General features: G+C 73.6%; 12 protein-coding genes. 6 read left to right on the top strand and 6 right to left on the bottom strand.

The genetic code is table 11. From position 1 onward, the window contains the following. Positions 1-95: 95 nt before the first annotated feature. From B4U46_RS29860 to B4U46_RS29835, 6 genes are all read left to right on the top strand, one after another. Complete coding sequence (locus B4U46_RS29860; RefSeq protein WP_159402132.1) at positions 96-440, top strand: STAS domain-containing protein; 345 nt, start codon at positions 96-98, stop codon at positions 438-440. 201 nt (positions 441-641) lie between these two features. Continuing rightward, on the top strand, positions 642-1,835 hold the full coding sequence (locus B4U46_RS29855; RefSeq protein WP_079430733.1) for a cytochrome P450: 1,194 nt from the start codon (positions 642-644) through the stop codon (positions 1,833-1,835). Then, complete coding sequence (locus B4U46_RS29850) at positions 1,832-2,077, top strand: ferredoxin (RefSeq protein WP_079430732.1); 246 nt, start codon at positions 1,832-1,834, stop codon at positions 2,075-2,077. The genes B4U46_RS29855 and B4U46_RS29850 overlap by 4 nt, the downstream gene beginning before the upstream one ends. A gap of 160 nt (positions 2,078-2,237) precedes the next feature. Then, positions 2,238-3,842 carry a serine/threonine-protein kinase gene (locus B4U46_RS38400; RefSeq protein ID WP_107438345.1) on the top strand — a complete coding sequence of 535 codons (1,605 nt, stop codon included), beginning with the start codon at positions 2,238-2,240 and terminating at the stop codon, positions 3,840-3,842. A 208-nt stretch (positions 3,843-4,050) separates the two neighbouring features. Then, positions 4,051-6,747, top strand: a complete 2,697-nt coding sequence (locus B4U46_RS29840) for a hypothetical protein (RefSeq protein WP_079430731.1) — start codon at positions 4,051-4,053, stop codon at positions 6,745-6,747. Position 6,748: 1 nt separating this feature from the next. Then, positions 6,749-8,446 (top strand): hypothetical protein, encoded by a 1,698-nt coding sequence (locus tag B4U46_RS29835; protein ID WP_079430730.1) that lies wholly within the window; start codon positions 6,749-6,751, stop codon positions 8,444-8,446. Between the two features lie 19 nt (positions 8,447-8,465). On the opposite strand, the gene B4U46_RS29830 is transcribed toward B4U46_RS29835, so the two are convergent. The 6 genes from B4U46_RS29830 to B4U46_RS29805 form a co-directional block, all read right to left on the bottom strand. After that, a complete protein-coding gene (locus B4U46_RS29830) occupies positions 8,466-9,023 on the bottom strand; it encodes a hypothetical protein (RefSeq protein WP_079430729.1) in 558 nt (185 codons plus the stop codon). Continuing rightward, a complete protein-coding gene (locus B4U46_RS29825; RefSeq protein ID WP_208949851.1) occupies positions 9,020-10,315 on the bottom strand; it encodes a molybdopterin-dependent oxidoreductase in 1,296 nt (431 codons plus the stop codon). Before B4U46_RS29825 ends, B4U46_RS29830 begins: the two co-directional genes overlap by 4 nt. A gap of 113 nt (positions 10,316-10,428) precedes the next feature. Then, positions 10,429-11,856: a glycosyltransferase 87 family protein gene (locus B4U46_RS29820; RefSeq protein ID WP_079430727.1), complete on the bottom strand. Its 1,428-nt coding sequence runs from the start codon at positions 11,854-11,856 to the stop codon at positions 10,429-10,431. Then, positions 11,853-12,572: a class I SAM-dependent methyltransferase gene (locus B4U46_RS29815; protein ID WP_079430726.1), complete on the bottom strand. Its 720-nt coding sequence runs from the start codon at positions 12,570-12,572 to the stop codon at positions 11,853-11,855. The genes B4U46_RS29820 and B4U46_RS29815 overlap by 4 nt, the downstream gene beginning before the upstream one ends. Beyond that, the gene (locus B4U46_RS29810) at positions 12,569-13,198 is read right to left on the bottom strand and encodes a TIGR04282 family arsenosugar biosynthesis glycosyltransferase (RefSeq protein WP_079430725.1); all 630 of its coding nucleotides are present in this window, start codon (positions 13,196-13,198) and stop codon (positions 12,569-12,571) included. Before B4U46_RS29810 ends, B4U46_RS29815 begins: the two co-directional genes overlap by 4 nt. Further along, a complete protein-coding gene (locus tag B4U46_RS29805) occupies positions 13,195-13,905 on the bottom strand; it encodes a glycosyltransferase family 2 protein (RefSeq protein WP_398898837.1) in 711 nt (236 codons plus the stop codon). Before B4U46_RS29805 ends, B4U46_RS29810 begins: the two co-directional genes overlap by 4 nt. Positions 13,906-13,931: the final 26 nt, after the last annotated feature.

Genomic DNA, 13,931 nt, shown 5'->3' with positions numbered 1-13,931 from the left:
CAGAAGCCCTGCGGCGGATTCCGACGCCGGCGTGCGGGCCACGGGCCGGCCCCCGGCGGGCGGCGATGCCATCCAGGGGGGTGAGGAGGCCTCACATGACTGCCGAATTCGACGTACGGGCGGACCGCGGGGCGGACGGCGGCTTGCGGACGCCGGTCGTCGTCCACGTGAGCGGTGAAATCGACATCCGGCACGCGGGCGAACTCGAAAGCCGGCTCACGGCGGCCCTCTCCCAGGCCGAGCCCGCGGCAGCGGTGATCGTCGACCTGAGCAACTCGTCCTTCTGCGACTCCTCGGGGCTCACCGCGCTGCTCCGGGCGCGCGAGGCCGCGCTGCGCGCCGGCCACACCCTCAGCCTGGCCGCTCCCAGCCACCAGATGCTGCGACTGCTCGACCTGACGGGCACCGCCGAGCTCTTCCCCCTGGAGCCGGCCGGCTGACACCGCGCGGGCACCCGGCGCCCGGCCATTGCCTTCACCGCCACCCGTTGCAACGCACCGTTGCATTCGGCGGCAGGGCCATTGCACCAATTTCCCGGCTTCTACCTGCACATATGCCTGCAATCCGTTGACTGCATGATGAATGCAACGTAGCTTTCGAGGGACAGCAAACGCGTCATATCGCGAGATGAGGAACGCTTCATGAGCCAGTCCCCGCACACCGTCGAGGCGATGCCGACGGAGCGTCGGTCCGGGTGCCCCTTCGATCCGCCGGCCGAGCTGAGCGATGCCCAGCGGCACGGTCCGATCAGCCGTTTCACCCACGTCGGCGGGAAGCCCGGCTGGCTGATCACCGGGTACGACCTGGTGCGGTCGGTCCTGGCGGACTCCCGGTTCAGCTCGCGCAAGGAGCTGATGAACATCGTCGACTTCGAGCTTCCTCCGGCTCCTCCGGGCGAGTTCCTCCTGATGGACGAGCCGCAGCACAGCCGCTACCGCAAGCCGCTGGTGGGGAAGTTCACCGTGCGGCGGATGCGGATGCTGACCGAGCGCATCGAGCAGATCACCTCCGAGTGCCTGGACGCCATGGAGGCGGCGGGGCCTTCGGCGGACCTGGTGACCGCGTTCGCCAAGCCGATCCCCACCATCGTGATCTGCGAGATCCTCGGCGTGCCCTACGAGGACCGTGCGTCCTTCCAGGAGCAGATCGACGCCTTCATGGGCGGGGAGGTGAGCGACGAGGAGCTGATCGCCGCCTACACCGCCACCCAGGACTACCTCGCGCGCCTGGTGGCGGCCAAGCGCGCGAACCCCACCGACGACGTGCTGAGCGAGCTCACCGACAGCGATCTGACGGACGAGGAGCTCAAGGGGATCAGCCTCATCCTGCTGGCGGCCGGCTTCGACACCACCGCGAACATGCTCTCCCTCGGCACGTTCGCCCTGCTGCGCAACCCGGAGCAGCTGGCCGCCCTGCGCGACGACCCCTCGCTCACCGACGGGGCGGTGGAGGAGCTGCTGCGGTACCTGAGCGTCGCCAAGACCTTCCACCGGACGGCGCTGGAGGACGTCGAGGTGGGCGGCCACACCATCGAGGCGGGCACGACGGTCGTCCTGTCGTTCAACACCGCCAACCGCGACCCCGCCCGCTTCACGGACCCCGACGCGCTCGACATCCGGCGGCCGTACGACGGCCACCTGGCCTTCAGCCACGGCATCCACCAGTGCCTGGGCCAGCAACTGGCCCGTGTGGAGATGCGGGTGGCGTTCCGCGCGCTGCTCGACCGCTTCCCCACGCTGCGCCTTGCCGTACCGGCCGACGAGGTCCGTCTGCGCCCGGAGAGCGCCGACATCTACGGGGTGAAGAGCCTCCCGGTCACCTGGGACCCGCGGTGAGCCCGGCCCGTCTCGGCGTCGACCGCGAACGCTGCATCGGCGCCGGGATGTGCGCCATGACCGCGCCCGGCGTCTTCGACCAGGACCCCGACGACGGCCTGGTGGTCCTGCTGCGGACCGACCCGGCCCCCGACCGCCTCGCGGCCGCGCGGATGGCCGCAGGGGTGTGCCCCTCCGGGGCGATCACCGTCACCGGTCCGGAATCCGAGGACGGCCCCGGAGACCGGTCGCCGTCCGGATGAGCGGAGGCCACCGCTTCGAAGCCCGAAGGCGGGCACGGCGTGGACGCTTCCGCTCTGCTTCCCGTGCCGGGGGCGGGGCCGCTGTGCCATGCTGACTGGCGCCCACGGGACGAGCGTCGCGTGGGAGGACGACGGGGATGGCGTCTCACGGGGGTGTGGCATGCAGCCGTTGACCGCGACCGATCCGCGCCAAGTGGGCTCGTACCGGCTGCTGTACCGCCTGGGAGAGGGCGGCATGGGCCGCGTCTACCTCGGCCGGTCGCCGGGCGGCCGGACGGTCGCCCTCAAGGTGGTGCACGGGACGATCGCCGGCGACGCGGGCTTCCGGCAGCGCTTCGCCCGAGAGGTCAGGGCGGCCCAGTCGCTCCGGGGAGCGGGGACCGTGCCGGTCCTGGACGCCGACCCGGAGGCTGAGGTGCCCTGGCTCGCCACGGCGTACGTTCCGGGGCCCGCGCTCGCCGACGCCGTCGTCCTCCACGGGCCGCTGCCCCAGGAGGCCTTGTGGCGGCTGCTCTCCGGACTCGCAAAGGCGCTGGCCGGGGTGCACGGGGCCGGTCTGGTGCACCGCGACGTCAAACCCTCCAACGTGCTGCTCTCCCCGTCGGGGCCGCTGCTCATCGACTTCGGCATCGCCCGGTCCGCCGACGAGACGGCGTTGACCGGGACCGGTCTGGTGGTGGGTTCACCCGGCTACATGTCACCGGAGCAGGCGGAGGGCCGGACCGTCGGCCCGACGGCGGACGTCTTCTCCCTGGGAGCGGTGCTGGCCTTCGCGGCGACCGGACGCGGGCCGTTCGGCGGAGGGTCGGTGGCCGAACTGCTGTACCGGCTCGTGCACCACGAACCGGACCTCGACGGGATCGAGGGCCCGTTCGGGGAACTGACCCGGCGCTGCCTGGCCAAGCGGCCCGCGGACCGCCCGACGGTCGCGGAGCTCGCCGCCGCGTCCGGGGAACGGGCCGGCACGGGCCCCTGGCTGCCGGCGCCCGTGGTCGCCGCCATCGCGCAGAAGGCGGAGGAACTGCTCAACGCGGAGGCGCAGGAGCCGGAGGGGCCGCAGGGGCCGGAGGGGCCGAGGAAGGAAGCGGAGGAACCGGAGAAGGAAGCGCAGCGCCTCGTACGGGGGTCGGAGGCCGGGGCGGTGTCCGGACCGGACCGGGTGGCCACCATCACCGCGCTTCCCCCGCGGACCCCGCCGCCCACGGCGGTCATGCCCGGCCGGACACCGGCCGGCCCGGTCCGCGCCCGTGCCGCGTCGTCGGGCGCGTCCTCCCCGCGGGAGGACGCCGTCGGGGCCCTGACCAGGGGTCTCGGCAGGCCGCTCTACGGGCTGTTCTTCCTGATCCCGGTCGTCGCCCTGCTCATCGGAGGGTTCGACCTGCTGGACCGGGCCGCGCGGTACCCGTCGGAATCAGAGCAGCCGAGCGCCGCACACCAGTGGGCCGTGAACGACGACTGGTGGCGCTTCCCCGTGGCCCTCCTGCTCCTCGGCGCGATGGTGGGGCTCCAGGTCTACCGGAAGCGGCTGATGACCGCGCCTGCCGGCAGGGTCCGGCTGTGGTCGGCCGGGATCGGCCTGTACTGGATCGCCCTGATGGCGGGCACGGCCCTGCACCTGGCGTGGTTCGTGATCGTGCAGGAGGACATGCCGTCCGAGGCCGGGGACCACCCCCTCCTGTGGGTGGCCCTGCCGGTGATCGTCATCGGAGGGGCGGTCTCGCCCGCCCTGCTGTTGGCCTCGGTGCTCCGGATCGTGAGGGCCTGAGCCGAGCCGTCGGGGAACACGCGGGGCCGGTCCGTGCCCGCTCGGGGTTGCGGCCCGCCGGGGATCGTTTCTGCATGCCGCCCCTTCACTCGGCCAGGTGGTTTGGGACGCGGATTCCCAGGCCTGGACTGGGCGCGAACCGCCCGGAACGGGAGCCTGTGGAGCAGGTCGGACAGGGCGGCCGCGTCGGGGAGGCGGGAGTCGGCAGATGAAGGTCAACTTCGCGAAATTCCAGGGCTCTCTGCCGTACGCCTCCGAGCTGTACGGCGTCTACCAGCCGCTGCTCGGCTGGCGCTCGGCCCGGCTCGCCGAGCGGTTCGGCACCACGGGCCCCGCCATGCGCCGCTCGCTCGCGGCGGCGCTCACCGAGAACATGCGCCCCTCCTTCACCCTGGCCCCGGCCTCCGCCACGGCCGCCGCGCCCGCCCTGACGATCGAGCCGGGCGCCCCGGTGCCGACGGTCGCCTCCGCCCTCCCCGGAACCCTCGACTCGGTGGTCACCCGGGAACTCCTGGCCCGGCTCAAGAAGGCGGACCTCGCCGATCCGGCCGTCTGGGACCGTCTCGTGGGGCCGGGGCCCGACGGGCTCGCCGCCCTGCTGCGCATCGCGGAGGAGAAGATCGCCCAGGGCGGCGTCATCGTCCACGCCGCGTCCGACGGCCTTCCGGCGGCCGCCGCGGACCCCGCCGCCCTGGCCGCCCAGGAGTCCCGCGTCGCGGGAGCGTTGAAGAACCTGCAGGCCGCCGGCCGGTACGACGTGCTGCACGCGATGTTCGCGACGAGCGGCCACCGGGTGAACGTGCCCGAGGTCGACGCCCTCGCCGAACTGCTGGGGGGCGGGCCGCCCGTGTCGCCGGGAGCACGGGACCGGGCGGCCACCGCCGGCCTGCCCGAGGCGTCGCTGTCCCCGCTCGGTGTCGTCCACCTCTTCCGCCAGTACTTCTTCGAGTTCGACTCGTTCCTCGGCCCCCCGGTCCAGCACATCTGGCTCAGCCCCGGCGCCGCGGTCGAGCTGATCGAGGTCTCCACGCGCCGTACCCTCACCGAACGCACCACCGAGGCCTCCGAGGAGGTCACCCAGCGCAGCGAGCAGGAGAGCCGGTCCGAGGACGAGCTGTCGGCCTCGGTCAGCGAGGAGAACCAGAGCAGCAGCAAGTTCGGTGTGAGCCTGGAGGCGCGGACCAGTGGCAAGCTGGGGGTTTTCAACACCCAGGCCACCGCCCGTACGAGCTACGACTCGGCCGACGCGCGCAAGACCGCCAAGGAACAGACCCACAAGCAGCTGCGGCAGCAGACGATCAAGCTGTCCACGGAGATCAAACGCAGCTTCAAGTCGACGTTCAAGACGGTCGTGGAGACCACCGACACCTCCAGCAAGAGGTACCTCCTGCAGAACACCACCGACAAGCTCGTCAACTACGAACTGCGGCGCAAGATGCGCCAGGTGGGGGTCCAGGTCCAGGAGATCGGCACCCAGCTGTGCTGGCAGACCTACATCGACCGGCCGGGCGACGAACTCGGGGTCGCCGAGCTGGTCCACGTCGCGCAGCCCCCGCAGGGTCAGGTCCAGCCCGCCCAGCTCGTCCCGATGCCCGAGCAGTACCAGGAGACCGTCGAAGGCACGTACAAGGGGCCGGACGACGACTACTTCGACGACGCGCTGGCGGATCTGCTGCTCTATCCGAAGTACGGATACGAGTACAAGAGCCACACCAACGTGCAGTGGCTGAGCAGCAACGTCGCCGATCTGCGGGTCAGCCAGTTCGCGGAGGGGACCAACCGGCTGAGGCTGCGGATCATCGGGCACAGCGGTGACGACGGCGAGATGTTCCCCTACCGCTTCACCGTCAACTACGGCCCCACCTCGGCCTACGTGGAACAGGTGAACAAGGTCAACGCCGAGCGCCTGAAGGAGGTCGACCAGGAGAAGGAGCGGCTGGCGAAGGAGGCGTTCTTCAAAGCGGCCCAGGAGCGGGTGAAGCTCGCCGCGGGCATCAGCCCCCGGCGCTTCGAGGATCTGCGGGAAGAGGAGCAGATCGTCGTGTACCGCAGCCTGATCCGCCAGCTCTTCAAGGGGAAGGGCCTGTCCGGCATCAGCAGCCAGACCCAGCACATCATGGCCGAGCTGGTCCAGACGTTCTTCGACGTCGACCGCATGCTGTACTTCGTGGCCCCGGAGTGGTGGGTGCCCAACAAGCTGGCCGTGAAGGAGAACCTCGGCTTCGACGGCTCGGGGGCCACGGAGAAGGAATTCGAGAAGAGCACCGTCGTCGGCTGGGGCGGCACCAGCAACACCGGCGAGGACTACTACATCACCGCCGACTCCCGGCCCGCCAGGCTGGGGAGTTCACTGGGCTGGCTGCTCCAGCTCGACGGCGACAACCTGCGCAACGCCTTCCTCAACGCCCCCTGGGTCAAGGCCGTCGTCCCGATCCGCCAGGGGCACGAGTTCGAGGCGCTGCAATGGCTGACCAACGCGGGCGTCGAGGGCACCGACGGCCTCGACTCGCTGTACGCCGAGTCGGTCCCGGGCGAGCGCGGCCGCATGCTGCTGGTGCTCAAGCGGTACGCCTGGAAGGACCCGGAGCTCACCGCCCGCTACCGCGACCTGCCGGCCGATGCGCTGACGGTGCACGACGCGATCCGCTATCTGGCCGTCGTGGTCGGCGGCGACTGGCAGAAGTCGCGGGTGAAGGTCAGCGACCGGCTTCCGGACGGCACGCCCGTGAACTACCTGCCCACCGACAAGGTCTACGAGCGCGGCTTCGATCCGCTCGGCGACGGATTCGAGGCGGACGGCACCGAGCCCTTCCAGGTCTTCGACCAGTGGATCGAGGTCATGCCGACCGATCAGATCGTCGCCACCGAGGTCCACTACGACCCGAAGACCGGGATGCAGCTCTGAGATGGCGACGACCCGCCTCACCTTCGCCGTGGCCGACGTCCTCGGCCGACCGCCGCAGGCCGGGACGGTGGCCGAGGTGAAGCTGACGTGGACCGATGCGCAGGGACCGGTGACCCAGCACATCAGCCTCCCGCTGGACGGCCCCGTCACCCGTGCGGTCCCCGCGCAGGAGTGGAGCCGTATCGACCTCGACGTCGCCCACCCCGACTACGCGCCGGAGTCGGTCACCCTCACCCGCAGCCCCGACGCGCCCGTGTACTGGGACAACCCGGGAGTCACGGTGACCCGTGACGGGGACGACCTGCGGCTCACGATGGAGCTGGGCCGCATCCGCCAGTCACCGGTGACCCCGCCGCCGTACACCGGCACCCAGGCGCACGGTGACCAGCCGGGGGTCTTCTTCCGGGAGGCGACGGGGCAGCCGAGGAGGTACGCGGTGCTGAACACGCCGGCCCCGCCCGCCACGCCGCTGTGGCTGGAGAAGGTGAGCGTCCGCACGCTCACCGACGCGGCACCGGCCCGCGCCGAGCAGGACGGCTGGGACCGGTTTCGCACCACCGACCAGGTGGTGGCACCGGCGGACACCGGGGGTTTCCTCTGGCTGGAGTACGGCGGCAACGACGACGCGCACCCGCCGCAGCCGCGCTTCCTGGTCGCCGTCTGGGCGCCGAAGCGGCCTTCGGCCCCGGTCCCGGCCGACGGCATCGACGTGGTCTGCTACTTCACGCCCTCCACGGCGACGCGCGGCTATCCGCTCTCCGCCTACCCCTTCCGCAGCAACTACCCGTACAGCGTCAAGAGGGACACCACGGCCGACCAGCCGTACGTCGTCGTGGGCTACCGGCACCTGCTGCGGGACCTCAATCTGGTCCAGGCGCAGCACGTTTCGGGCCGTCCGGCGGTGGTCGTCGTTCCCATCCTGCCCGCCCTGCCGCCGGGCAAGGACAACGAGAGGTTCGCCTGGCAGCCGTTCAACTCCCAGGAGGGGACCCACCGTCTCCTGCTGGAGGTGGTGCGCTTCCTGCACCGCTTCGGGTACGGCGGTTCCGGCACCGATTTCAGCCGCTGGCAGGGCAGCACCGCACCGGTCGGCCTGCTGCCCCCGCTGCCCACCGCGCGCCGCGCCGGCTCGGTGCCCACGCCCCCGCCGGCCCTGGGCAGCGTCACCGTCTGCGGGTTCAGCAGCGCGATCATGGGGATCTTCCCGCTCCTGACACGGAAGGAGATCTCCCTCCCCCACCACTTCCCGCGCCACCTCTTCGGCGGCGACGCGGCGGCGTTCGACGCGGTGTGGCGCGAATGGTGGGACCTCGACCTGGAGCTGAAGGCCGAAGCCACGGGCATCAAGGCCGCCGACTACGAGCGTCAGCTCCTGCGGTGGTTCGCCGACGGGAACGACCGCCGCATGCGCCTGTACCACTGCGACCACACGATGGGCGACACCCCGCCGGCCCGGCAGTTCGCCGCCCTCGCCGGGCTTCCCCACAAGGCCGGTGCCCTGCCCGGACTCTCCGAGGCATGGCACTCCGAGGACGGCCGCTGGACGGCCGCGTTCTACCGGGCCGGACTCCTGCGCGCCAGGACCCGGCCCGCCGGCGTCCTCCCCCTCTTCCCCCTGGAAGCCGCCGACGCCGGCCTGATCCACCCGTTCACGGCGGCACTCGGCTTCGGCCACGCGTCGAAACTGCGCGCCGGCTGAGCGGCCGGCCTGAACCCCCTCAGCCGGCCCCGCCCGGCGGCGGCGGACCGGCCTTCCGCGCCCTGCGGGCCCGGGCCCGGGCCTTGCGCGCCTCACCGCCCGCGTTCCACAGGCGCACGGCGAGGACGGCTGCCGAGGCGGCGAACAGGCAGGCGGTGATCAGCAGCCACCGCCCCAGGAACACGTCGGCCGGCAGGCCGGTGCTGCTCGTGAAGTGGCCGACCTGCCCCAGTACCAGCGGCCAGTAGACGAGCAGCAGGACGCCGGAGACGAAGGCGGGCACCCGGACGTGGTTGACGCCGGCCCGCCGCATGCGCGCCCCCTCCCCTTCACCGGGCGCGAGGAGCCGCTGGAGGGCCAGGTCCGCGACCGCGTACAGCGGCAGGAGGACGAGGTCGTGCAGGAGCGCGGCTCCCACGAACCACACGGCCACGCCGAGGGCGTCCCCTTCGAGCAGGCGCAGACCGGCGTAGCAGGCCAGGGCGAAGGACGCGAGCACGAGGAGCAGGTGGAGCGGGGAGGAGCCGTAGCGGTGCCGGAAGCCGGCCGGGGCGGTGTCGGCGGTGGGCGCCCTCATGACGGTTCTCCGAAGGTGAGGCGGGTGACCCACTTGGTGTTGTGGACACCGGGTGCCCCGGGGACGATCACCCGGGCCGGATAGCCGTGGTCGGCGGACAGGACCGCCCCGTTGACCCGAACGGCCAGCAGCGAACGCGCGTCCCGGACCTGGTCGGCGCTCAGCACGACCGAGCTGAACGACCCGCCCCGCTGGACGGACTGGACCAGGAGCTGTGGCGCGTGCGTGCCCAGGCCCACGAGCGCGGCCAGGTCGGTGAGGCGGACCCCGCTCCAGTGCTGGTCGGCGGTCGACCAGCCCTCCACGCAGGCGATGGGCAGCAGCGCTTCGTGCTGCGGCAGGCCGAGCAGCTGGGCGTAGGTGAGGTCGATCTGGCGGCGCCCGCCGCGCACGGTCAGCCGCCAGGCCGGACCGGTGTCGCTGGGGCGGATGCCGACGGAGGCGGCGGTCTTGTTGATCTGGAAGCCGTTCGGGCCGGAGCCCGGGTCCTGGCCGTGCGGCGCCAGGAGGGCCGTCCGGCGGAACCAGCCGCCCACGCTCTGCCCCGCGGTCACCACGAGCAGCGCGAGGGAGCCGAGCCCCACCATGCCCAGCGCGCCCCGCCGGGAGATCGTGGGAGCGGCCGGGCGGGGCGAGACCAGCCCGGCCGCCTCCTCGCTGTCCGGGGCCGGTTGCCGCGGCCCGGCGCGCAGGGCCCGCACGGCCCGTCCCAGACGGAAGACCACATGGACCGCGAAGGCGCCGATGAAGACCCAGGCCCCGTAGAAGTGCAGCGTGTAGAAGGAGCCCGGGAAGATGTAGTGCAGCTGTGTGTTGAGGATGCCGGTGGCGAACTCGAACCCGGCGCCCCCCACCAGCAGGAGGAGGGAGAGCCGCTCCAGGACCTGCGCGCCCGAGCTCACCGGGGGCCAGGCGAAGAGCTTCGGGATCACCGACCACAGCTTGGCCAGGAGCACGGGCACGAGCACGACGCCGAGCGTGACGTGCACGCCCTGGGTGACGCGGTAGAGCCAGTACGGGGAGGTCGGCCAGGAGAAGAGGTAGAAGCCCAGCCATCCCTTGCCGGGGGTCTGGTCGTTGACCGCCGCGAGGTCGGGCTCGTACGCGGCGTACGAGACCAGGCCGGTGACGAAGACGATCGTGATGCCGAAGAGCAGGACGATCCCGAACACCGCCGTCAGCCACGGGCCGCGCAGCGGGCTGCGCCAGAACTCCGGGCGGGACGGGCCCCGTGGCGGGCCGGCCGCCCACCGGGCGCCCAGGGCCGACCGCAGCCGGGCGAGGCCCGCCATGCTGCCGTCGCCGGGTTCCGTTCCCGCCCGCGCCGGACCGCCGGGTGCGGCCGGACGGCCTCCGTTCGCGTTCATGGGGTGCCTCCGTGGATGTGGATGCTGCATGCGTGGGTTCACGTGGCCCTCCCCGCCGAGGGGAGCGTGTCCGGTCCGGCCGTACGGTGCGGGGCGGCGCGCCCGCCGCGGGCTCGCCGGCGCGCCGCCCAGCCGCACGCGACGGCCAGCGCGGCGGCGGCGTAGGCGGCCGTGCCGGCGTGCGGGACGACCCGGCCCGTCAGGTAGGCGGCCGCGCCCGCGACCGCGACGCCGAGCCATTCCCAGCGGCCGTCGAGCGCCACCAGGGCGATCAGGAGGAGGGCGTACCAGGAGTAGCCGGGCGTGGTCAGGAGGAACGCGGTCCCGCTGACCAGGAGGGCACCGCTCCACGGGCGCTGCGGGTCGCCCCGCCGGATCACGTACAGGCTGACGGCGAGCATGCCCGCGACGACGGCGGGCACGGCCCAGGAGTCGGGGAGGAGCAGGCGCAGGAGGGCGTAGCGGTCGCCGGCGGAGGCGTCCTGGTAGCCCTCCTCGTCGGCGTACCCGGCGAGGTAGCCGAGGACGGAGGAGTGGGAGAGCAGGACGTACGGCAGGTAGAGGGCGACGAGGACGGCGGCGGCGGGGAGCAGGACGGCGGCGGCGTCACGGGCGCGGCGTACGCCCGACAGGGCGCCGGGGAGCAGGACGGCGGGCAGGAGTTTGGCCGCGGTGGCCAGGCCGAGCAGGGCGCCGCCCCAGGCCCGGTGGCGCACCGTCAGGCCCAGGGCGAGGACGGACAGCAGGACGGCGAGGACGTCCGCGTGGGCGTTGTTGACGGCTTCGACGGCGACGGCGGGGCACCAGGCCCAGTAGGCCGCGGTCCTGGGGTCACCGCGCCGGCGGAGGATGCGCAGCAGCGACAGCGTGGTGGCGAGGGCCAGTACGGCGCCGCCGACCTGGAAGGCCTTGTGGCGGACTCCGTCGGGCGAGAGGGCGTGGACGAGGAGGAAGTACAGCTCGCCGGCCGGAGGGTAGATGGTGTGGACGCGGGGGCGGTTGATGCGGGTGCAGACGCCCTCGGACACGGCGGCCAGGTCCGGCCTGCCACACGCCTTCCCCGTCGGGAAGAGCCATCCGTCGCGGTACGGCAGGAGGGCGGGGTCGGCCGGGGCGTGGTCGTAGGGGGAGATGCCCGCCGCCTGCACGCGGCCGTCCCAGGCGTACCGGTACGAGTCGGTGCTGGTGCGGGGTGGGGCGGCCAGTCCCGTCAGGGCGACGGCGACACCGCCGGCGAGGACGAGGGCTGCGGCGTGCCGGGCGGGTACCCGGCGCAGGGACCACACCGCCGCCGCGAACAGGGCCCAGCAGGCGGCGTACAGCCAGGACAGGCCGGCCGGGTCGGCGAAGTAGCCGTCCTTGCGCACGGTGAGGACGAGCACGGCGACCAGGGCGGTGACGAGGACGGCGGTGGCGGCGGTCGCGGTCGCGGCGGCCCGTACGGGACCGGCGGCCGGCCGGGTCACGGCGCGGCCCGCAGGGCGGTGCCGGCCTCGGGGCCGCGCGGTGTCCCGGGGACGAGTTCGGCGAAGTGCCGGCCGGCCACCGTCCAGCTGCCGGCAGTGCGCCAGCCGGTGGCCTCGGCGTGGCTCAGCAGGGCCCGGCGGCCGACCCGGGCCCACGGGAAGGGGGCGCCGAGCGTGCCGCGGCCGTCGTCGAGGCGCACCTCGCACCGCTCGTCGACGTCGACGGGCGCGGCCTCGGCGACCAGGCGGCCACCGGGGCCGATCAGGCCGGCGGTGCGCCGCAGGAGGGCGGCGGGATCTCCGCCGATGCCGATGTTGCCGTCGATCAGCAGGGCGGTGTCCCAGCGGCGTTCGCCGGGCAGGGGCTCGAAGACGGAGCGGCACAGGGCCGTTCCGCCGCGGCCCACGGTCCGGGTCACGGCGGCCGGGGTCACGTCGATGCCGAGGGCGCGGCGGCCCCGTTCGGCCAGCGCCACGACGAGCCGGCCGGGGCCGCAGCCGATGTCGAGGACGCTTCCGCGGCAGCGGGCCAGCACGCTCTCGTCGGCGGCGTCGGCCCCGGCGCACCAGCGTTCGACGTCCAGGGGCAGCAGCCAGCCGTCCGTCCGCCGCAGGAAGAGGGGGCCCTGCCCGGTGCGCAGGGCCAGGCTGTAGGGGTCGGCCCGCCATTGCCGGCCCGGTGTGGCGGGCGGCCGGGAGGTGGTGGGGGCGGTCATCGCGCCACCGCCGTCCGGGCGCTGAGCCGCCGGTGGAGCGCGGCGAACCGGCCGGCCGGTGCCAGGGCGGCGACCTCGGCGGCGTCGGCGGCGGTGTCCACGTCCCGCAGCCGCGGCAGCAGCCCGGTGCGCAGGCCGGCCGCACGCAGCCGCTGGTACTGCACCGCCCCGGTCTCGGGCACGGACATGGGGACGCCGAGCAGCAGGGCCGGGTCCGGCGCCGCCAGGCCCAGGGCCCAGAACCCGCCGTCGGCGGCCGGGCCGAACCAGGCGTCGTACGCGTCGAAGGCCAGCGCGGGCGCCAGGAGTTCCGGGGTGACCTGCGGGGTGTCCATGCCGATCAGCAGGGCCGGCCCGGCGCAGCCGGCGAACGCGGCCGCGAGCCGTTCGTCGAGGCCCCCGCCGCCCTGTGGCACGACCTCGAAGCCGGGCGGCAGCCAGGGCCCCGGGGCGCCGTCCAGGACCAGGACGTGCCGGCCGGCCGGGGTGGCCGCCGCGGCCGCCAGGGTGTCGGCGAGCGCGGCCTCGGCCAGGTCCGCCGCCTGCCGGGGGGTGAACGGCGGGGTGAGCCGGGTCTTGACCCGGCCGGGCACGGGCGCTTTGGCGATCACGAGCAGGCTGGTCACCGCGCACCGCCGGCCCGCTCGGAGCGGCCGGCGGCAGGGACGTACGGGGGCTCGGCGAGGACCGCACGCATGTCGCGGACCGCGTTCCAGGTGCCCCGCCAGGTGCCGGTGACCTTGGACTTGCCGCTGCGCGGCAGGTACGGCACGTCCTCCTCACGCACCCGCCAGCCCGCGTCGGCCGCCCGGACGACCATCTGCAGCGGGTATCCGGAGCGCCGGTCGGTCAGCTCCAGGCCCACCAGGTCCTCCCGGCGCATCGCCCGGAGCGGGCCGAGGTCGTGCAGCCGCAGGCCGGTGCGGCGGCGCAGCATCCGGGCGAGCACGAGGTTCCCCGCCCGGGCGTGCGCGGGCCACGTGCCCCTGCCCCGGGGGCGGCGGCGGCCGAGGACCAGGTCCGCCTCGCCCGCGGCCACCGCCCGGACGAATCCGCCCAGCAGACCGGGGTCGAGGGAGGCGTCGCAGTCACAGAAGCAGACGTACTCGGCCTCGGCGGCCATGAGTCCGGCATGGCAGGCGGCGCCGAAGCCGCGCCGCGGCTCCGCGACGACGGTGGCGCCCAGGGAGCGGGCGAGTTCGGCGGATCCGTCGGTGGACCCGTTGTCCACGACCAGGGCCCGCCAGCCGGCGGGGATGCGGGCGAGCACCCAGGGCAGGGCCTCGGCCTCGTTGAGACAGGGCAGGACGACGTCCACGGAGATTTCGGTCACGACTGCCACCGTAGGATTTCTCCGGG

Source organism: Streptomyces katrae (assembly GCF_002028425.1).
Taxonomy (GTDB): Bacteria; Actinomycetota; Actinomycetes; order Streptomycetales; family Streptomycetaceae; genus Streptomyces; species Streptomyces katrae_A.
The sequence above is the reverse complement of the archived record's forward strand: the minus strand, read 5'-3'. Positions and strand labels throughout refer to the sequence as shown.

What these genes read in the sequence shown, in the direction of transcription:
- B4U46_RS29840 (WP_079430731.1), top strand. Translation starts at nt 4,051, where the DNA reads ATGAAGGTCAACTTCGCGAAATTCCAGGGCTCTCTGCCGTACGCCTCC.
- B4U46_RS29825 (WP_208949851.1), bottom strand. Translation starts at nt 10,315, where the DNA reads ATGGCGGGCCTCGCCCGGCTGCGGTCGGCCCTGGGCGCCCGGTGGGCG.
- B4U46_RS29835 (WP_079430730.1), top strand. Translation starts at nt 6,749, where the DNA reads ATGGCGACGACCCGCCTCACCTTCGCCGTGGCCGACGTCCTCGGCCGA.
- B4U46_RS29855 (WP_079430733.1), top strand. Translation starts at nt 642, where the DNA reads ATGAGCCAGTCCCCGCACACCGTCGAGGCGATGCCGACGGAGCGTCGG.
- B4U46_RS29830 (WP_079430729.1), bottom strand. Translation starts at nt 9,023, where the DNA reads ATGAGGGCGCCCACCGCCGACACCGCCCCGGCCGGCTTCCGGCACCGC.
- B4U46_RS29815 (WP_079430726.1), bottom strand. Translation starts at nt 12,572, where the DNA reads ATGACCGCCCCCACCACCTCCCGGCCGCCCGCCACACCGGGCCGGCAA.
- B4U46_RS38400 (WP_107438345.1), top strand. Translation starts at nt 2,238, where the DNA reads ATGCAGCCGTTGACCGCGACCGATCCGCGCCAAGTGGGCTCGTACCGG.
- B4U46_RS29860 (WP_159402132.1), top strand. Translation starts at nt 96, where the DNA reads ATGACTGCCGAATTCGACGTACGGGCGGACCGCGGGGCGGACGGCGGC.